Source organism: Streptomyces sp. NPDC014894 (assembly GCF_043080985.1).
GTDB lineage: Bacteria > Actinomycetota > Actinomycetes > Streptomycetales > Streptomycetaceae > Streptomyces.
Genome location: NZ_JBIBWD010000005.1, coordinates 226,467 through 242,502, shown reverse-complemented (window position 1 = coordinate 242,502; position 16,036 = coordinate 226,467). Strand labels below are relative to the sequence as shown.

The 16,036-nt window shown below is 73.1% G+C and carries 14 protein-coding genes; 4 read left to right on the top strand and 10 right to left on the bottom strand.

The features are described from left to right. Positions 1 to 43: 43 nt before the first annotated feature. Entirely contained in the window at positions 44 to 892 is an 849-nt protein-coding gene (locus ACF089_RS14715) for a lysophospholipid acyltransferase family protein (protein WP_392026073.1), read from the bottom strand. Positions 893 to 1,072: 180 nt separating this feature from the next. Between ACF089_RS14715 and ACF089_RS14710 the strand changes: the two genes are divergently transcribed. Next, entirely contained in the window at positions 1,073 to 1,852 is a 780-nt protein-coding gene (locus ACF089_RS14710) for an alpha/beta hydrolase (protein ID WP_392026071.1), read from the top strand. Beyond that, positions 1,845 to 2,459: a hypothetical protein gene (locus tag ACF089_RS14705; RefSeq protein ID WP_392026069.1), complete on the top strand. Its 615-nt coding sequence runs from the start codon at positions 1,845 to 1,847 to the stop codon at positions 2,457 to 2,459. The genes ACF089_RS14710 and ACF089_RS14705 overlap by 8 nt, the downstream gene beginning before the upstream one ends. A 65-nt stretch (positions 2,460 to 2,524) precedes the next feature. Here ACF089_RS14705 and ACF089_RS14700 read toward each other — a convergent pair whose 3' ends face one another. From ACF089_RS14700 to ACF089_RS14675, 6 genes are all read right to left on the bottom strand, one after another. Beyond that, positions 2,525 to 3,280, bottom strand: a complete 756-nt coding sequence (locus ACF089_RS14700) for an endonuclease/exonuclease/phosphatase family protein (protein ID WP_392026067.1) — start codon at positions 3,278 to 3,280, stop codon at positions 2,525 to 2,527. A 565-nt stretch (positions 3,281 to 3,845) separates the two neighbouring features. Beyond that, a complete protein-coding gene (locus tag ACF089_RS14695; protein WP_392026065.1) occupies positions 3,846 to 4,787 on the bottom strand; it encodes an ROK family glucokinase in 942 nt (313 codons plus the stop codon). A gap of 77 nt (positions 4,788 to 4,864) precedes the next feature. Continuing rightward, the gene (locus ACF089_RS14690; RefSeq protein ID WP_392026064.1) at positions 4,865 to 5,356 is read right to left on the bottom strand and encodes a DUF5304 domain-containing protein; all 492 of its coding nucleotides are present in this window, start codon (positions 5,354 to 5,356) and stop codon (positions 4,865 to 4,867) included. 95 nt (positions 5,357 to 5,451) lie between these two features. Further along, positions 5,452 to 6,729, bottom strand: coding sequence for an ArsA family ATPase (locus ACF089_RS14685; RefSeq protein ID WP_392026062.1), 1,278 nt, complete (start codon positions 6,727 to 6,729; stop codon positions 5,452 to 5,454). Next, positions 6,729 to 7,178 (bottom strand): SRPBCC family protein, encoded by a 450-nt coding sequence (locus tag ACF089_RS14680; RefSeq protein ID WP_392026060.1) that lies wholly within the window; start codon positions 7,176 to 7,178, stop codon positions 6,729 to 6,731. Before ACF089_RS14680 ends, ACF089_RS14685 begins: the two co-directional genes overlap by 1 nt. A 152-nt stretch (positions 7,179 to 7,330) precedes the next feature. Continuing rightward, complete coding sequence (locus ACF089_RS14675; protein ID WP_392026059.1) at positions 7,331 to 8,107, bottom strand: metallophosphoesterase; 777 nt, start codon at positions 8,105 to 8,107, stop codon at positions 7,331 to 7,333. A 284-nt stretch (positions 8,108 to 8,391) separates the two neighbouring features. Here ACF089_RS14675 and ACF089_RS14670 point away from each other — a divergent pair, with 284 nt between their 5' ends. After that, positions 8,392 to 10,206: an AMP-dependent synthetase/ligase gene (locus tag ACF089_RS14670; RefSeq protein ID WP_392026057.1), complete on the top strand. Its 1,815-nt coding sequence runs from the start codon at positions 8,392 to 8,394 to the stop codon at positions 10,204 to 10,206. A gap of 124 nt (positions 10,207 to 10,330) precedes the next feature. On the opposite strand, the gene ACF089_RS14665 is transcribed toward ACF089_RS14670, so the two are convergent. After that, on the bottom strand, positions 10,331 to 11,950 hold the full coding sequence (locus tag ACF089_RS14665; RefSeq protein ID WP_392026055.1) for a GMC oxidoreductase: 1,620 nt from the start codon (positions 11,948 to 11,950) through the stop codon (positions 10,331 to 10,333). 122 nt (positions 11,951 to 12,072) lie between these two features. After that, on the bottom strand, positions 12,073 to 13,215 hold the full coding sequence (locus ACF089_RS14660) for a glycosyltransferase family 4 protein (protein ID WP_392026054.1): 1,143 nt from the start codon (positions 13,213 to 13,215) through the stop codon (positions 12,073 to 12,075). 127 nt (positions 13,216 to 13,342) lie between these two features. Here ACF089_RS14660 and ACF089_RS14655 point away from each other — a divergent pair, with 127 nt between their 5' ends. Further along, a complete protein-coding gene (locus ACF089_RS14655) occupies positions 13,343 to 14,620 on the top strand; it encodes a glycosyltransferase 87 family protein (protein ID WP_392026053.1) in 1,278 nt (425 codons plus the stop codon). Between the two features lie 160 nt (positions 14,621 to 14,780). Here the strand turns inward: ACF089_RS14655 and ACF089_RS14650 are convergent, their stop codons facing one another. Further along, positions 14,781 to 16,025 (bottom strand): hypothetical protein, encoded by a 1,245-nt coding sequence (locus ACF089_RS14650; RefSeq protein WP_392026052.1) that lies wholly within the window; start codon positions 16,023 to 16,025, stop codon positions 14,781 to 14,783. Positions 16,026 to 16,036 lie beyond the last annotated feature (11 nt).

Here is a 16,036-nt window from a genome sequence, read left to right as displayed (position 1 = left end):
CCGGTTTCCCCACGTGTCCGTCCCCCCAGACCGAACGCCGCCGTTACGCGGCCGGGCGGTCCGTCGCTCCCGCGCCGCCGCCGTCCCCCTCGCCGGGGGTGTGCCCCCGGCCTTCGCTCTCCGGCCCGGCTGTCGCCTCGGTTTCCTCCGGACCGTCCGCCGACTCGGCCTTCTCGCCCTTCTCGGCCTTCTCCGCCTTGGCCGCCGCCTTCGCCGCCTTCTCCGCGTCGGCGAGCTGACGCTTGGCGACGGTGGCGTAGATGTCGACGTACTCCTGGCCGGAGAGCTTCATGATCTCGTACATGACCTCGTCGGTCACCGAGCGCAGGATGTAACGGTCCTCCTCCATGCCGTGATAGCGGCTGAAGTCGAGGGGCTTGCCGATCCGGATGCCCGGGCGCATCAGCTTGGGGATCACCTTGCCGGGGGGCTGGATCTTCTCGGTGTCGATCATCGCGATCGGGATCACCGGAGCCCCCGTGGCCAGCGCGACCCGGCCGAGGCCGCCCGGCTTGCCCCGGTAGAGCCGGCCGTCCGGCGAACGGGTGCCCTCCGGGTAGATGCCGAAGAGTCCGCCGCCCCGCACGACCTCGATACCGGCCTTGATCGCCGCCTCGGCCGCGCCGCGCGCGCCCGAGCGGTCGACGGGGAGCTGCCCCACGCCCTTGAAGAAGGCGGCGGTGAGCCTGCCCTTGACCCCGGGGGAGGTGAAGTACTCCGCCTTGGCCACGAAGGTGACCTTGCGGTCCAGGACCGCGGGCAGGAAGAAGGAGTCCGAGAACGAGAGATGGTTGCTCGCGAGGATCGCCGGGCCATCGGCGGGAATGTTCTCCAGACCCTCCACCCAGGGCCTGAAGGCAAGCTTCAGCGAGCCTCCAAGAGAGAACTTCATTGCGCCGTAGATCAACTCGAATGCCTCCTATTGCTGTCGAACAGACCTTAACCCGAGGTGGGCGGGTATCCCCGCGCCGGAGGGGCTGCGGATCTGGTCGGTGTCAGCCCCGTCGCGTACGGTGAGATACACCCTGGAGCTTTCCGTCCCCCGCTTCACGCCACAGAACAGGAGACCCCGGTGCCGGTCCTTCCCGGAGCCGAGCCGTACCGCCATGAGGGCGGAGAGGTCGGCGTCCTTCTCTGTCACGGATTCACCGGCTCCCCGCAGTCCCTGCGCCCCTGGGCCGAATATCTGGCGGAGCGCGGGCTGACCGTCTCCCTGCCGCTGCTCCCCGGACACGGCACCCGCTGGCAGGACATGCAGCTCACCGGCTGGCAGGACTGGTACGCGGAGGTGGACCGGGAGCTGCGGGAGCTGCTGGCGCGCTGTTCGGCGGTCTTCGTCTTCGGGCTCTCCATGGGCGGGGCGCTCACGCTGCGGCTGGCCGCCAAGCACGGGGACGCGGTGCGCGGTGTGGTCGTGGTCAATCCGGCGAACAAGGTGCACGGCGCGGCCGCGGCCGCGCTCCCGGTGCTCCGGCACCTCGTCCGCTCGACGGCGGGGGTGGCGAACGACATCGCCAAGCCCGGCGCGAGGGAGGTCGGCTATGAGCGGGTGCCGGTGCGGGCCGCGCACTCGCTGCGGAATCTGCTGCGGCTGGTCGACGCCGAGCTGCCCCAGGTGACCCAGCCGATGCTGCTGCTGCACAGCCCGCAGGACCATGTGGTGCCGCCGGCCGACTCGGCCCGGGTCCTCGGCAGGGTCTCCTCGACGGATGTCAAGGAGGTTCTGCTGGAACAGAGCTACCACGTCGCGACGTTGGACCACGATGCGGAGCGGATTTTCGAGGAGAGTTACGCGTTCGTCGGCCGGTTCGCTCCAAGTGTCGGGACGAAGGGGAGCAGCGCCGGTGGCTGAGCAGCATGACGCGGACCGTGAGCCGCAGCCCATTGACGAGGAGGCGGCCTGGGCCGCCATCGTCGCGGGTTACGGCGAGGAGCCGGCGGACCCGCCGGGCGCCAAGCCGTTCAAGTCGGTGGAGGATCTCGCTCTTCTCGAGGGCGAGGTGAACAAGACGCCGAAGGACGGGCCCGAGCCGGAGGGGAAGTCCGGCCCCGAGGCGAAGCCGGAGCCCAAGCCCGAGCCGGAGTCCTCCGGTGAGGACCGGCCCGCGCTCGGCAGCTCGATCACCTTCGCGCCCGGGGTCGGGGGCGGCGGTCCCCGGGACTTCAAGCTCGCCGAGCCGAGCGACGACGATCTGGACGAGAGCGACGAGGGGCATTTCGTGCCGCCGGAGCCGCCGCCGCTGCCGGAGGCGGATGTGACGGCGAAGTTCGCCTGGCTGGGGGTGATCGGCGGGCCGGTGCTGATGCTGGTCGCCGTGTTGTTCCGCTGGGAGATGACCTGGTGGCTGACGTCGCTGTGCGTCGGCGGGTTCCTGGGCGGGTTCGTCACGCTGGTGGCCCGGATGTCGACCGGGGACGACGAGGAGCATGACGATCCGGGCCGGGGTGCGGTGGTCTGAGGCGGCGGCCGGGCTGAGGCTGCCGGGGGCGCGGGCCGTTCGGCCGGCGCCGCTCCGGGGCTGGGTCAGCGCGGCTCGGCCGGCACGGTCAGCGCGGCCAGGACCGGGAGATGGTCCGTGGCCGCGCCGAAGTCCGCCGGGGTGATGCCCGGGAGGTCCGTCGGGACGCCGCAGCCCAGCACCTCGACGCCCTTGCTCGCGAAGACCGCGTCGATCCGGCGGCTCGGGGCGGCGGGCGGGAAGGTGTGCTCCCCGCCCCAGGGGGCGACGGCCCAGCAGTCCTGGAGTTCGGCGGCGAGGCGGCGGAAGCCCCGGCCGGTGGGGGGTTCGTTGATGTCCCCGGCCGCGATGGCGTGCGGGACGTCCATGGCGGCGAGCCGGTCCAGCAGCAGGCCCGCCTGAGTGTCGCGCTCGTCCTCCCGCAGGCTCAAATGACAGCTGAGGACCCCGACGCGCGCGCCGCCGAAGCGGACGACGGCGGTGGCGAAGCCCCGGCGGGGCAGGCCCGGGGTGAGGGGCAGCAGGAAGTCCTCGGTGCGCTCGACGGTGGCGCGCAGTGAGCAGAGCAGCAGGGGACCGGCCGCGGTGGCTCCGCCGCCGAGGACGACGAGCCCGGTGTTGGCCGCGAGGCGGGCGGCGTGCTTGCGCCAGCGGAAGAAGCGGGGGGCTTCCTGGATGAGGAGGAGGTCGGGGGCGCAGGCGCGGATGATGCGGGTGAGGGTGGGTTCGTCGTCGCGGAGCGAGCGGATGTTGTAGGTGAGGACGCGGAGGGTGGGGGAACCGTCCGGGGCGGTGCGGGAGTTGGGCAGCGCGGTGACCATGCGTGCACCTTACGTCGGTGGGCCCGCGCGCCCCCGGGGCCCGGGGCCCGGAGCCCGGGGCTCGCCGTCCGCACCGGGCCGTTGTCGGGGGCGCCGCCCCCGAACCCCTGCGCCTCAAACGCCGGCGAGGCTGGATTTCACGCGACTGCGGGCCGTCGTCGGGGGCGCCGCCCCCGAGCCCCCGCGCCTCAAACGCCGGCGGGGCTGAGTGGGCAAGGTCAGCCGGCGGGAGTCGGCCTTGGGCAGCGGGCAAAGTGACGGCCCGTTGTCGGGGGCGCTGCCCCCGAGCCCCCGCACCTCAAACGCCGGCGAGGCTGAGTGGGCAAGGTCAGCCGGCGGGGCTGAGTGGGGCAGGGTCAGCCGGCGGGGCTGAGTGGGGCAGGGTCAGCCGGCAAGGCTGGGGTTGGCTGGGATGGGGGCAAGGGCCTGCCTGTTGGATCAGGCAGGATCAGGGAGCGGGGTCTGGTGACGTGCGTCGCAAGGCGGAGGAATGAGTCCATGCGGTGGGGGCGCCTCCCGCGTCGTCAGGCGCAGGGGGAGGGTGGCGCCAGGGCCCGCGAGGGCCCTAGCCCTGGCGGGCCAGGTCCGCGGCGCCGACGAGGCCGGCTTGGTTGCCGAGGCGGGCGGCGAGGACTTGGGCGTGGGGGCGCCATTGGGCGCCGATGAGCCAGCGGCGGAAGGATTTGCGGATGGGTTCGAGGACGAGTTCGCCCTCGTCGGAGACGCCGCCGCCGACGATGAAGGCGGACGGGTCGAAGAGGGAGGCGAGGTCCGCGAGCCCGGCGCCCGCCCAGCGGGCCAGTTCGCGGAAGGAGTCGATGGCGACCGGGTCGCCCTGGCGGGCCGCAGCGCTGATGTGCTTGCCCTGGATGCCGTCGACGGTGCCGTCGCCGAGGCCGAGAAGGACCTGCGCGTTCTCGGGGGTGGCGTGGGCGCGCTGCCGGGCGTAGCGGACGAGGGCGCGGCCCGAGGCGTACTGCTCCCAGCAGCCCTGGCTGCCGCAGCCGCAGAGGAGGCCGTCCGGGACCACCCGGATGTGTCCGAACTCGGCGGCGACGCCGAAGCGGCCCCGGCGCAGCTTGTTGCCGATGATGATGCCGCCGCCCAGGCCGGTGCCGAGGGTGATGCAGATGACGTCCTCGTGGCCCTGGCCCGCGCCGAAGCGGTACTCGCCCCACGCGGCCGCGTTCGCGTCGTTCTCGACGACGACGGGGAGGCCGACGCGCTGCTCGACCTTGTCCTTGAGGGGCTCGTGCCGCCAGTCGATGTTCGGTGCGAACAGCACGGTGGCGCGCTTGTCGTCCACATAGCCCGCCGCGCCGATGCCGACGGCCTCGATGTCGTGTCCCCGGCTCGCTCCGCCGACGGCCGCGCAGATCGCGTCGACGATGCCGTCCGGGGTGGACGGTGTGGGCACCGTGTGTGTCTCCAGGATGGCGCCCTCTTCGTCGACCACCCCCGCCGCGATCTTCGTTCCGCCGATGTCGACGCCGATGGTGAGTCCCATGAGTCCCTCAGTTCCCGGTCGAGCCCCGCTGCGGCCAACCGTACCCGAGTGCGACGACTCCCCTGGTCGGCGGAGGGTCAGTCGAGATCGATCTGTTCGCCGGGGCCGGGGTCCTGGTCGCGCGGGTCGCGGGAGTCCTTGGCCGCGCCGCCCTCGGGGCCTTCCGGGCCCTCGGGTCCGGCGGAGCCGTTCGTACGGCCCGCGCCCTGGGTCCAGCGGGTCTCGTGCCCCTCGACGGCGGAGCGGTAGGCGGCGAGCAGCTCGCCCCCGGCGGCGGCGAGGTGGTCGAAGACCTGGGGGTTGCGCTCGATGACCGGTTCGACGGCGGACTTGGCCTGGGTCACCAGCTGCTGTACGGCGGTCTGCGCCGCCATCCCGGGCAGCGAGGTCTGGAACTCGGAGACCTTGTCGGCGACCGTGCCCAGCAGCTTGCGCAGCTCGTCGGCGGCCGAGCCGGGCGGGCGGCCGTACTCGGCGCGGCGGCGCGCCTTCTCGGCGGCGAGGTCTTCGGCGCACGCCTCGGCCCAGGCGTCGGCGTCGACGTCGGGACGCTCGGTGGCATCGCTCATGGCGTACTCCTGCACAGAGGGTCGGCTGTGGTCTCTCGTACGCTCGACGGTACCCGAATGGGCGCGGACCGTTCAGCGCCCTCGGGGCCGCCGGTTCAGGGGGTGCGGGGCCACAGCCCCGGGTCGGGGGTGAAGCGGACTCTCAGCTCTCCGTCGGCGAGGGCCGCGCCGGAGACGGTGCAGCGGCGCAGCGCGGACGGAAGCGGAACGATCCTGCGGAACGGTCCGACGCGCAGCAGCAGTTCGTCGCCCCGGCGGACGAGGCCGAGGTCCTTCTTCTCCGCGCCGGGCAGCGGGAGCGTCCAGACGAGGGTGCCGTCCTCGGCGCGCCGGTCCTCGACCCGTCGCGGAGTGTCACCGGGCTGTTCCGCTCCGGGGTCCGGGACCTGGTCCGGGCGGTCCTGGTCCGGATGGTCCTGGTCGCGGGCGGCGAGGAGTGCCGCGAGGTCGTCCGGGCCCCTCGGGTCGCGGCCCAGGTGCGGGATCTCGCGCACCCGGCCGGGCCCGGTCCACTCCCCCTGCCACTCCTGGAGGGTCTTCTCCTGCTGGGCGGCGAGCGCGGCGAGCCAGGTGTCGGCGGAGTGCCGGGGCAGGACCCGGTTGGCGATCAGGGCGGTGACGCGCAGCCCGTGCAGGGCGAGCCCGGGGCGGGCGGCGGCCAGGGCGCGCGCGGCGGCCGGTCCCGGCTCGGCGACCAGGTGCAGGACGGTGTCGGGCGAGGCGATGAGGGTTTCCACGGCGGCCAGCTCGGCGTCCCAGCGGCTCGCCGTCTCGTACAGCATGCGCGCGGGCATCGGGACGCCGGCGAGCTGGGCGAGGACCGGGCGCAGCGCGCGGGCGGCCTGGCGTTCGGGCGGGAGGAGGCGGCGCAGATAGCGGCGCAGCTGTTCGGGGAGGGCGAGCAGGGCGATCGTCTCGCGGACCGGGGGCAGATCGAGGACGATCAGGTCCCAGTCGCCGTTCCCGGCGGCGGCGAGGGCGCGCAGCAGGGCGAACTGGTCGCTGCCGGGGAGTTCGGTCAGCTCTTCCTCGGTGAGCCTGGCGGTGCCGAGGAGATCGAGGCCGGCGGCGGCGCGTTCCTGGAGGGCGAGGAATTCGGCGCGGAAGCCCGCTCCGGCGTCGACGCGGTCGGCCCAGAGCCCTTCGGCGATCCGGTCGGGCCCGCCGGTGAGACCGTCTCCGCCGGTGACGGAGGCGTCCCGGCCGGTGACGGGGGCGTCCTCGCCGGTGACGGGGGCGCCGAGGATGTCGCCGGGGTCGGCGGCGGAGAGCAGCAGCACACGTCTGCCGGGTCCGGCCTCGGCGAGTGCGGTCGCCGCGGCGACGGTGGTGCGGCCCGCGCCTCCGAGGCCGGTGACGAGGACCTTGCGCATCAGGCGGCGGGTCCGCTCTCGACGCGCTTCTTCAGGCCGTCGAGGGCGCGGTCGATGATGACCTTCTCGGCCTTGCGCTTGATCATGCCGAGCATGGGGATCTTGACGTCGACGGTCAGCCGGTAGGTGACCTCGGTGCGGTCGCCGCCGCCGACGGGGGTGAGGGTGTAGGAGCCGTCGATGGCGCGGAGCATCTGGGACTTCACCAGGGTCCAGCTGACCTGGTCGGCGCCGTTCCAGGTGTACGCGAGGGTGTGGTCGTCCTTGATCGCTCCGGCGTCCAGCACGAGGCGGACCTGTTCGGCGCGGCCCTGGGCGTCGCGGGAGATCACCTCGGCCTGCTTCACCTCGCCGGTCCACTCGGGGTAGCGGTCGAAGTCGGAGATCACTCCCATGACGTCGGCCGGCGCCGCTTCGATGGTGATGCTCGAGCTGGTGTGTTCCGCCATCGCTGCGGCTCCTCAACAGTGCGGTACGGCCCTGGGGATGAAGGGTGTGATGTGCAGGCTATCGCGCCGCGTCCGGCCGTCCGTCCACCGCCCTGAGCCCCGCGTCCCGGCCGTGTCCGGCCCTCGGGAGCGGGTCCGCCGGGGGCCGGGGATCACCAGGCGAGGGTCCAGGGGCGGCCGGTGGAGGCGAAGTGGCCGACGTTCACGCACTCGGTCGCGCCGACCCGCTTCCGGGCGGCGAGGGGCTGGTGGACATGGCCGAAAAGGGCGTAGCGGGGCCTGGTGCGGCGGATGGCGTCGAGCAGGGCGGCGCTGCCGCGTTCGAAGCGGCGGGCGACGGTGTCGTAGGTCAGCTCGGGGACGTCGGGCGGTATGTGGGAGCAGAGGACGTCGACCTCGCCGAGGGCCTCGACCTTGGCGGCGTACTCCTCGTCGGAGATCTCGTACGGGGTGCGCATGGGGGTGCGCAGTCCGCCGCCGACGAAGCCGAAGACCAGGCCGCCGATCTCGGCCCGCTCGCCGTCGAGGACGGTGGTGCCGGGGCGGGCGTACTCGGGCCAGAGGCCGGGGATGTCGACATTGCCGTAGGTGGCGTACGTCGGGGTGGGGAAGGCGGCGAAGAGTTCGGCGTACTGCTTGCGTACGGCGGACTCGATGGCGGTGTCGCGGTCGACGCCGAGTTCGGTCCAGAGCCGGCGGGCCAGCTCGCGGGCCTCGTCGAAGCGGCGGGCGGTGCGCAGGGAGACGATCAGATCGGCGTTGGCGACGCCGAAGAGGTCGGGGAAGATGCCGCGCGAGTGGTCGGCGTAGTCCAGGAACAGCACCAGGTCGCCGAGGCAGATCAGGGCGTCGGCGCCTTCCCCGGCGATGGCCAGATCTCGGGCGTTGCCGTGTACGTCGCTGACCACATTCACTCGGGTGCCTCGCATGACGATCACCCTAGGACGGGCGGCGGGCCGCTGGACAGAGGGTGCGGGCCGGTCGTTCTTCCTGCGGAGCGGGGGTGTGGACTACCCTGCGCGAGTACCTGTCATACCCGTGTGACGCAGAGAACATCTGGCCGGAACCCCCTATCCGGAAGCGGTACTGGTGGGTAACGTCCGGGCAGTCCCGCCGTGCTCACCGCCCGGATGAGCATCTGCCCGATCTTGGACCGCAACCGGTGCTCCGCCCACGGAGTCGTGGCGCCGGCGCCCGACGAGGAGCAGCAGTCTTGCGCGAGTTCAGCCTTCCGGCCCTTTACGAGGTCCCTTCGGACGGCAATCTGACGGATCTGATCCGCCGCAACGCCGCCCAGCACCCCGATGTGGCCGTGGTGGGCAGAAAGGCGGGGGACGTCTGGGAGGACGTCACCTCGACCGAGTTCCTCGCCGAGGTGCGCGCGGCGGCCAAGGGTCTGATCGCGGCGGGGGTGTCGCCGGGCGACCGGGTGGCCCTGATGTCGCGCACCCGCTACGAGTGGGTGCTGCTGGACTTCGCGATCTGGAGCGCCGGCGCGGTGACCGTGCCGGTGTACGAGACCAGTTCCGCCGAGCAGATCGCCTGGATCCTCTCCGACTCGGGCGCGGTCGCGGCGATCGTGGAGAGCGAGGCGCACGCCGAGTCCGTGGCGTCCGTGCGGGAGGGGCTGCCCGCCCTGCGCGAGGTCTGGCGGATCGAGGCGGGCGCGGTGGACCATCTGGTCGCCACGGGCGCGGAGGTCTCGGACGCCACGGTCGACGAGCGGAGCGCGGTCGCCAAGGCGGACGATCCGGCGACGATCGTCTACACCTCGGGCACCACCGGCCGCCCCAAGGGCTGTGTGCTGACCCACCGGAGCTTCTTCGCGGAGTGCGGCAACGCGGTGGAGCGGCTCAAGCCCCTCTTCCGTACCGGCGAGTGCTCGGTGCTGCTCTTCCTGCCCGCCGCCCATGTCTTCGGCCGGCTGGTCGAGGTGGCCGCGATCATGGCGCCGATCAGGCTGGGCTGTGTCGCCGACATCCGCAATCTCACCGATGAGCTGGCCACTTTCCGGCCGACGCTGATCCTGGGCGTGCCGCGGGTCTTCGAGAAGGTCTACAACGGGGCGCGGTCCAAGGCGCAGGCGGACGGCAAGGGCAAGATCTTCGACAAGGCCGCCCAGACGGCGATCGACTACAGCCGGGCGCTGGACACGGCGCGGGGCCCGTCGCTGGGGCTGCGGATCAAGCACCGGATCTTCGACAAGCTGGTGTTCAGCAAGATGCGGGCGGTGCTCGGCGGCCGTATCGAGCACGCGATCTCGGGCGGCGCGCCGCTGGGCGAGCGGCTGGGGCACTTCTTCCGGGGCGTCGGCTTCACGGTGCTGGAGGGGTACGGCCTGACCGAGTCGTGCGCGGCGACCGCGTTCAATCCGCCGGACCGGCAGAAGATCGGCACGGTCGGGCAGCCGCTGCCGGGTTCCGTGGTGCGGATCGCGGACGACGGCGAGGTGCTGCTGCACGGGGAGCATCTCTTCACGGGGTACTGGAACAACCCGGAGGCGACCGCCGAGGCGCTGGCCGACGGCTGGTTCCACACCGGGGACATCGGCACCCTGGACGAGGACGGCTATCTCGCGATCACCGGCCGGAAGAAGGAGATCCTGGTGACCGCGGGCGGCAAGAACGTCGCTCCGGCGGTGATCGAGGACCGGATCCGGGCGCACGCGCTGGTCGCGGAGTGCATGGTCGTGGGCGACGGACGGCCGTTCGTGGGCGCGCTGATCACCCTGGACGAGGAGTTCCTCGGCCGGTGGGCGGCCGGGCACGGCAAGCCGGCCGACTCGACGGCGGCGACGCTGCGCGAGGACCCGGAGCTGCTGGCCGAGGTGCAGCGGGCGGTGGACGACGGGAACGCGGCGGTCTCCAAGGCGGAGTCGGTGCGCAAGTTCCGGCTGCTGGGCTCGCAGTTCACGGAGGAGGCGGGCCACATCACGCCGTCGATGAAGCTGAAGCGCAATGTGGTCGCCAAGGACTTCGCCGACGAGATCGAGGCGATCTACCGGACGGACTCCTCCGCGGGCCGCTGACCGGCGAGGACGCCTCCGAGCCGCCGCGTACACCCGGCGTGCGGTACGGGACCGTCCCGTACCGCACGGTCCGGTACGCGCCGGTCCCGTGATCCCGTACGGGCCCGTCCCGCGCCCTCGGCCGTCAGGCGGCGGCCAGGTCCTGCTGGATGATCCGCTCCATGTTGCGCTCGGCGAGCGCGGTGATGGTGACGAACGGATTGACGCCGATGGATCCGGGCACCAGCGAGCCGTCCACCACGTACAGACCGGGGTGTCCTTTCGCGCGCCCGTAGGCGTCGGTGGCCCGGCCGAGCACGCAGCCGCCCAGCGGGTGGTAGGTGAAGTCGTCGGCGAAGGCCCGGTTGCCGCCGAAGAGATCGTGGCGGTAGACGGTGGCGTTGGTCCGGTTGAGGCGGTCGAAGAGGGACTTGGCGGCGCTGACCGAGGGCTGGTTCTGCGACCGGGTCCAGTTGAGCCGGGCGGCGTCGGTCGCCGCGTCGTAGGTGAAGTGGCCGCGCTCCGGGTTCTTGGTGATCGCCAGATAGAGGCTGATCCAGTGTTCGAGGCCCATCGGCAGCGGGGCTATCTCGGCGAAGACGGGATGGGCCGGGTTGTTCCAGTCGTTGATGCCCATCACGGGCATGGTGGACTGCCGGGCGCCCACGGTGTCCCAGAGGTGGTTGGCGCGGGCCGTCATCACATTGCCGTTGTGGCCCCAGCCGCGTCCGACCTCGGCGTCGAGATCGGGCAGGGCGCCGGTCTCCCGGGCCCGGAGCAGGAGTTCGGTGGTGCCGAGGCTGCCCGCGCCGAGGAAGAGACTGGCGCAGGCGATCTCCTTGGTCTCGATCACCTTTCCGGTGACGTCGGAGCGGTCGACGGTGAGGACGTAGCCCTGCCCGTCGCGGTGCACGGCGCGGGCCCGGCTCATCGTCTCGATGGTGACGTTGCCGGTGGCGAGGGCGGCGGCGAGATAGGTCTTGTCGAGGCTGCGCTTGCCGTGGTTGTTGCCGTAGAGGACCTCGCCGGCCAGGGCCGACTTCGGGGCCTCGCCCGACGCCTCGCGCCGCATGTGGTCGAAGTCGTACACATTGGGCACGAAGACGGTGTCCAGGCCGGCCCGGTGGGCGTGGGCGCGCGAGACCCGGGAGTAGCGGTACCACTCGGTCGACTCGAACCAGGCCGGGTCGATGTCGTTGACGCCCAGCATCCGGCGGGCGCGCGGGAAGTAGGTGGCGTACATGCCCGCCGCGTCGACCTGCGGGAGGACCTCGGAGAAGTAGTCGCGGGGCGGGGTGACGGCCATCCCGCCGTTGACGAGGGAGCCGCCGCCGACGCCCCGGCCGACGTAGACGGACATGTCGCCGTGGTCGACCCGGTCCAGGACGCCGGGGTACGGGTCGATGTTCCGGTTGACCACGTCCAGCCAGAGGAAGGACGCGAGCGGGGCCTCGGTGCGGGTGCGGAACCACATCGAGCGCCGGTCGGGGGAGATGGTGGGACAGAAGATCTTTCCGTCGGGTCCCGGGGTGTCCCAGAGCCGGCCCATCTCCAGGACGACGGTGCGCACGCCGGCCTGTCCGAGGCGGAGCGCGGCGACGGCCGCGCCGTAGCCGGATCCGATGACGACGGCGGGGGCCCGGCCGGCGGCCGGCGGCTCCACGGCGGAGGCGGAGGAGAGGCCGATCCGGGTGAAGCCGAGGACGGCGGCGGTCTGGAGGGCGGCGGCGCCCAGGAGGTGACGGCGCGTCAGATGTGAGGTCATGGAAGGATCATGAGCGAGATGCCGGCATCTGCCCATAGCCGGAGCGGCGGACGCTGAATTTCCGTCAGAAAATGGCTTTACGCAGCTCAGCGATCTGTCATGTACAGATGATCTTGCCGCGCTCAGAGCAGCGCGCGCAGCTTCTCGGCCAGCAGGTCCCAGCGCCACCGCTCCTCGACCCAGCTCCGGCCGCGCTCGCCCATCCGGCGGCGCAGCTCCGGGTCCTCCAGGAGGGCCGTGATCCGCTCCGCCGACTCCCCCGCCGAGCCGCCGCGGACCACCCAGCCGGTCTCGCCGTCCAGCACCGCGTCCGGGGCGCCGCCGGAGTCGCCCGCGACGACCGGCAGACCCGTCGCGGAGGCCTCCAGATAGACGATGCCCAGCCCCTCGACGTCCAGCCCGCCCCGGCGGGTGCGGCAGGGCATCGCGAAGACGTCGCCCGCGCCGTAGTGCGCGGGCAGCTCCGCCCAGGGCACCGGGCCGGTGAAGCGCACGGAGGCGTCGACCCCGGTCTCCCGGGCGAGCCGGCGCAGATCGCTCTCGTACGGTCCGCCGCCCACGATCAGCAGCACCGCGTCCGGGACCTTCGCCAGGATCTCGGGCATCGCGAGGATCAGGGTGTCCTGGCCCTTGCGCGGCACCAGCCGGGAGACGCAGACGACCACGGGCCGGTCGCTCAGCCCGAGCCGCTCGCGCACCGCGTCGCCGCCCGAGCCGGGGTGGAAGGTCCCCTCGTCGACGCCCGGCGGCAGCCGCACCATGCGGGAGGCCGCCTCCGGGGTGAGCGCGGCGGCGATCCGGGAGCGGGTGTACTCCCCCAGATAGGTGATCGTGTCCGTGCCCTCGCCGATCCGGCGCAGCAGCTGCCGGGAGGCGGGCAGCTGCGCCCAGCCGGCCTCGTGGCCGTGCGAGGTGGCGACGAGCCGGCGCGCTCCGGCCCGGCGCAGGGCCGGGCCCATCAGCCCCAGCGGGGCGGCGGCGCCGAACCACACCGACTCACAGCCGTGCTCGCGCAGCAGGGCGGCCGCCGTGCGGGTGACGCGCGGGGTGGGGAGCAGCATCGTCGTACGGTCGCGGACGACGGTGAACGGCTGCTCGGCGTCGAACGCGGCGGTCGCGGCCTCGCCCTCGCGTCCGCGCTTCCAGGTGGAGGCGTAGACCACGAGCTGCTCCGGGTCGAGCCGGAGGGCCATATTGTGCAGAAACGCCTGGATTCCACCGGGGCGGGGCGGGAAGTCGTTGGTCACGATCAAGGTCTTGTGCATGGTCCGCCGACATTATCGAAGTCCGGGGAGCCCTCCGAACGGCCCTGTCTGATCGCGGCGGCCGCGAGGGGCGCTGCACGATGGACACCTCGCGATTCCGTACGGATACGAAGGGGACGGGCTGCTCATGGCGGACGCCTCCGGTCGTACGCGGCTCGCGGTGTGGGTCCTCACCAGGGCGGCGCTGCTGCTGTGCGTCTTCAAGGCGATCCCCTACCCGGGGCCCGATGTCACCGCCGACGTGTCGGTGATCTACCGCGGCTGGTACGAGACGCTGCGCACCGGGGTCTTTCCGCTGTCGGACGTCACCTGGCAGTACCCGCCCGGCGCGGCGCTCGCGATCCTGGCCCCGGCGGCGGTGCCGCTGCCCTTCCTCGGCTACGCGGGGTCGTTCTATCTGGTGGTGCTGGTCTGTGACGCGCTGGTGTACGGACTGCTGCGGTACGCGGGCGGGCGGCCCGGGCGGCGGCCGCGCGGGGTGTGGGTGTGGACGGCGGGGGTGCCGCTGCTCGGGCCCACGGTGTACGCGCGTTACGACCTGATGGTGACGGCGGTCGCGGTGGCGGCGCTGCTGGCCGGGGTGCGGCGGCCGCGGGCGCTGGGGGCGCTCGCCGGGTTCGGGGCGCTGCTGAAGGTCTGGCCGGTGCTGCTGCTGGCGGGGGTGGCGCGCGGCCGGGCGACCCGGCGCGCGGCAGGCGCGGCGGCGGCGACGGCGGGCGGGCTCACGCTGCTGTTCCTGCTCACCATGCCGGGGGCGCTGGCCTTCGCGGCCTTCCAGCGGGACCGGGGGACGGAGGTGGAGTCGCTGGGGGCGATGGTGTTCCACATCGGCCGGCATCTGGGGTGGGAGGGGCGGGCGACGCTGCACTACGGCTCGGTGGAGTTCCTCGGGCCGTATGTGCCGCTGGTGTCGGCGCTGGCGCTGGCGCTCTCGGCGGGGGCGCTCGGGTGGCTGCTGGTGTGGCGGTGGCGGGCGCGGGTGTTCGGGCCGGTGGTGCTGTGCGACGCGGCGTTCACGGGGGTGCTGCTGTTCACGGCGACGAGCCGGGTGATCAGTCCGCAGTACATGGTGTGGCTGGTGGGGGTGGGGGCGGTGTGCATGACGTTTCGGGGGAGCCGGATGACGCTGCCGGTGGGGATGGTGGTGGGGGCGACGGGGGTGACGGGGGTGGAGTTTCCGATCTGGTTCTCGCATGTGGTGGGGAGCGATGGGGTGGGGGTGGGGGTGCTGGGGCTTCGGAACGGGTTGCTGGTGGGGGCGGCGGTGGTCGCGTGCTCCCGGCTCTGGGCGAGCGCCCGCGGCCCGGCCGCGCAGGCTCCCCGGCCCGCCGGCGCGGTACCGCCAGGGGCCCTTGTCGGGGGCGCCGCCCCCGAACCCCCGCGCCTCAAACGCCGGCGAGGCTGAAATCTGTCGCGGCCGCACCCGCCCGGCCGGCGGGGCTGAAATCTGGCCCGGCCGCGCCCGCCCAGCCGACGAGGGTGAAATCTGATCCCGGCCAGCGGGGCTGAAATGTGCTCCGGGCCGGCGAGGGTGAAATCTGGTCCGGTGGGGCTGATTCCGGAAGTCAGTGGTCGAGGCGTTTGAGGAGGTGTTCGCGCCAGAGGGCGGTGAAGTCGTGGGGGGTGGTGGAGAGGATGTCGGCGAGGGCGGTTTCGAGGGCGGTGGTGGGTTCGGAGGTCTGGCTGACGGCGCGGTAGAAGTCGGTGAGGTGGTCCTCGCTCCAGCGGTCGGCGATGAGTTCGCAGGCGAGCCAGCCGCCCTCGTAGGCGCGGGAGAGGGTCTGGGGGGAGCCGCCGAAGGCGAAGTCGTCGTCGGCGGGGAGGGCGGGCGGGAGGTCGCCGCGGCGGACGGCGCGGCTGAGTTCGGGGGCGGTCTGGGGGGCGGTGCGCCCGGTGTCGCGGTAGGCGACCCAGTCGGCGAAGCCCTCGGAGAGCCACATGGGGGTGGCGGGCGAGGTGTGGGCGCGGGTGGCCACATGGGTGGTCTCGTGGGTGATCACGACGTCCTTGCCGAACTCGCCGAGGACCCCGTAGGCGGACGGGTTGACGATCACCCGGTCCGCGGGGGCGTCCCCGGCGGCGCCGGTCTCGCCGGTGGTGACGGCGGCGATGCCCCGGTATCCGGCCGCGGGCGCGCCCAGCAGGGCGCCCATGGACTCCAGCGAGTCGGGGGCGAGCACCACGACCCGCTCGGCCCAGCGGGAGGGCCAGGCGTCCGAGACGGCCGGGACGGAGCGGTCGGCGGTCCGGGCGAGCGCCTTGAGCCGGGCGGTGTCCTGGCCGACGCCGAGGATCAGGCTGCGTTCGCCGCGTACCGCCCGTACCTCGCCCTGGTGCCAGAGCTGCTCGGCCGCGCCCTCCGCCGCGCGGTCGGCGCTCACGTACCAGCGGCCGTCGCGGCGGGCCAGCTCCAGGGTGCGGGGGGCCGTGACGGGGCCGGAGTCGTAGCCGTCGACGCGGTAGCGCAGCTCCGCGTGGGCGACGGCGCGCTCGCCGTGCTCCTCCACCTCGCCGAGCCGGTACTCCCAGGACGCGAAGGGCATCTCGGCCAGATTGCGGAAGTACCGCAGCTCCTGGGCGCGCAGCCCGGCCGTCCCGGGGTCCAGCGCGGCCAGATAGGCGCTCTCGTCGCCGCCGAGCACCGCCCGGGCCCGGGCGTCCAGCGTGTGCCGGATGTCCGCCACATCGGCGCCGGAAGCCTTCGGGGTCGCGCAGCCCGCCAGGAGCGAGGGGGCCAGCACGGCCGCGACGAGCGCGAGCCCCGCGCCCGCCCGTGCCCTCGCGCGCCGTGCGCGCCTGTGATCCGCCACCTGTCGATCGT

What these genes read in the sequence shown, in the direction of transcription:
- ACF089_RS14685 (WP_392026062.1), bottom strand. Translation starts at nt 6,729, where the DNA reads ATGCGCAAGGTCCTCGTCACCGGCCTCGGAGGCGCGGGCCGCACCACC.
- ACF089_RS14655 (WP_392026053.1), top strand. Translation starts at nt 13,343, where the DNA reads ATGGCGGACGCCTCCGGTCGTACGCGGCTCGCGGTGTGGGTCCTCACC.
- ACF089_RS14690 (WP_392026064.1), bottom strand. Translation starts at nt 5,356, where the DNA reads ATGAGCGATGCCACCGAGCGTCCCGACGTCGACGCCGACGCCTGGGCC.
- ACF089_RS14680 (WP_392026060.1), bottom strand. Translation starts at nt 7,178, where the DNA reads ATGGCGGAACACACCAGCTCGAGCATCACCATCGAAGCGGCGCCGGCC.
- ACF089_RS14695 (WP_392026065.1), bottom strand. Translation starts at nt 4,787, where the DNA reads ATGGGACTCACCATCGGCGTCGACATCGGCGGAACGAAGATCGCGGCG.
- ACF089_RS14665 (WP_392026055.1), bottom strand. Translation starts at nt 11,950, where the DNA reads ATGACCTCACATCTGACGCGCCGTCACCTCCTGGGCGCCGCCGCCCTC.
- ACF089_RS14715 (WP_392026073.1), bottom strand. Translation starts at nt 892, where the DNA reads ATGAAGTTCTCTCTTGGAGGCTCGCTGAAGCTTGCCTTCAGGCCCTGG.
- ACF089_RS14660 (WP_392026054.1), bottom strand. Translation starts at nt 13,215, where the DNA reads ATGCACAAGACCTTGATCGTGACCAACGACTTCCCGCCCCGCCCCGGT.
- ACF089_RS14700 (WP_392026067.1), bottom strand. Translation starts at nt 3,280, where the DNA reads ATGGTCACCGCGCTGCCCAACTCCCGCACCGCCCCGGACGGTTCCCCC.
- ACF089_RS14675 (WP_392026059.1), bottom strand. Translation starts at nt 8,107, where the DNA reads ATGCGAGGCACCCGAGTGAATGTGGTCAGCGACGTACACGGCAACGCC.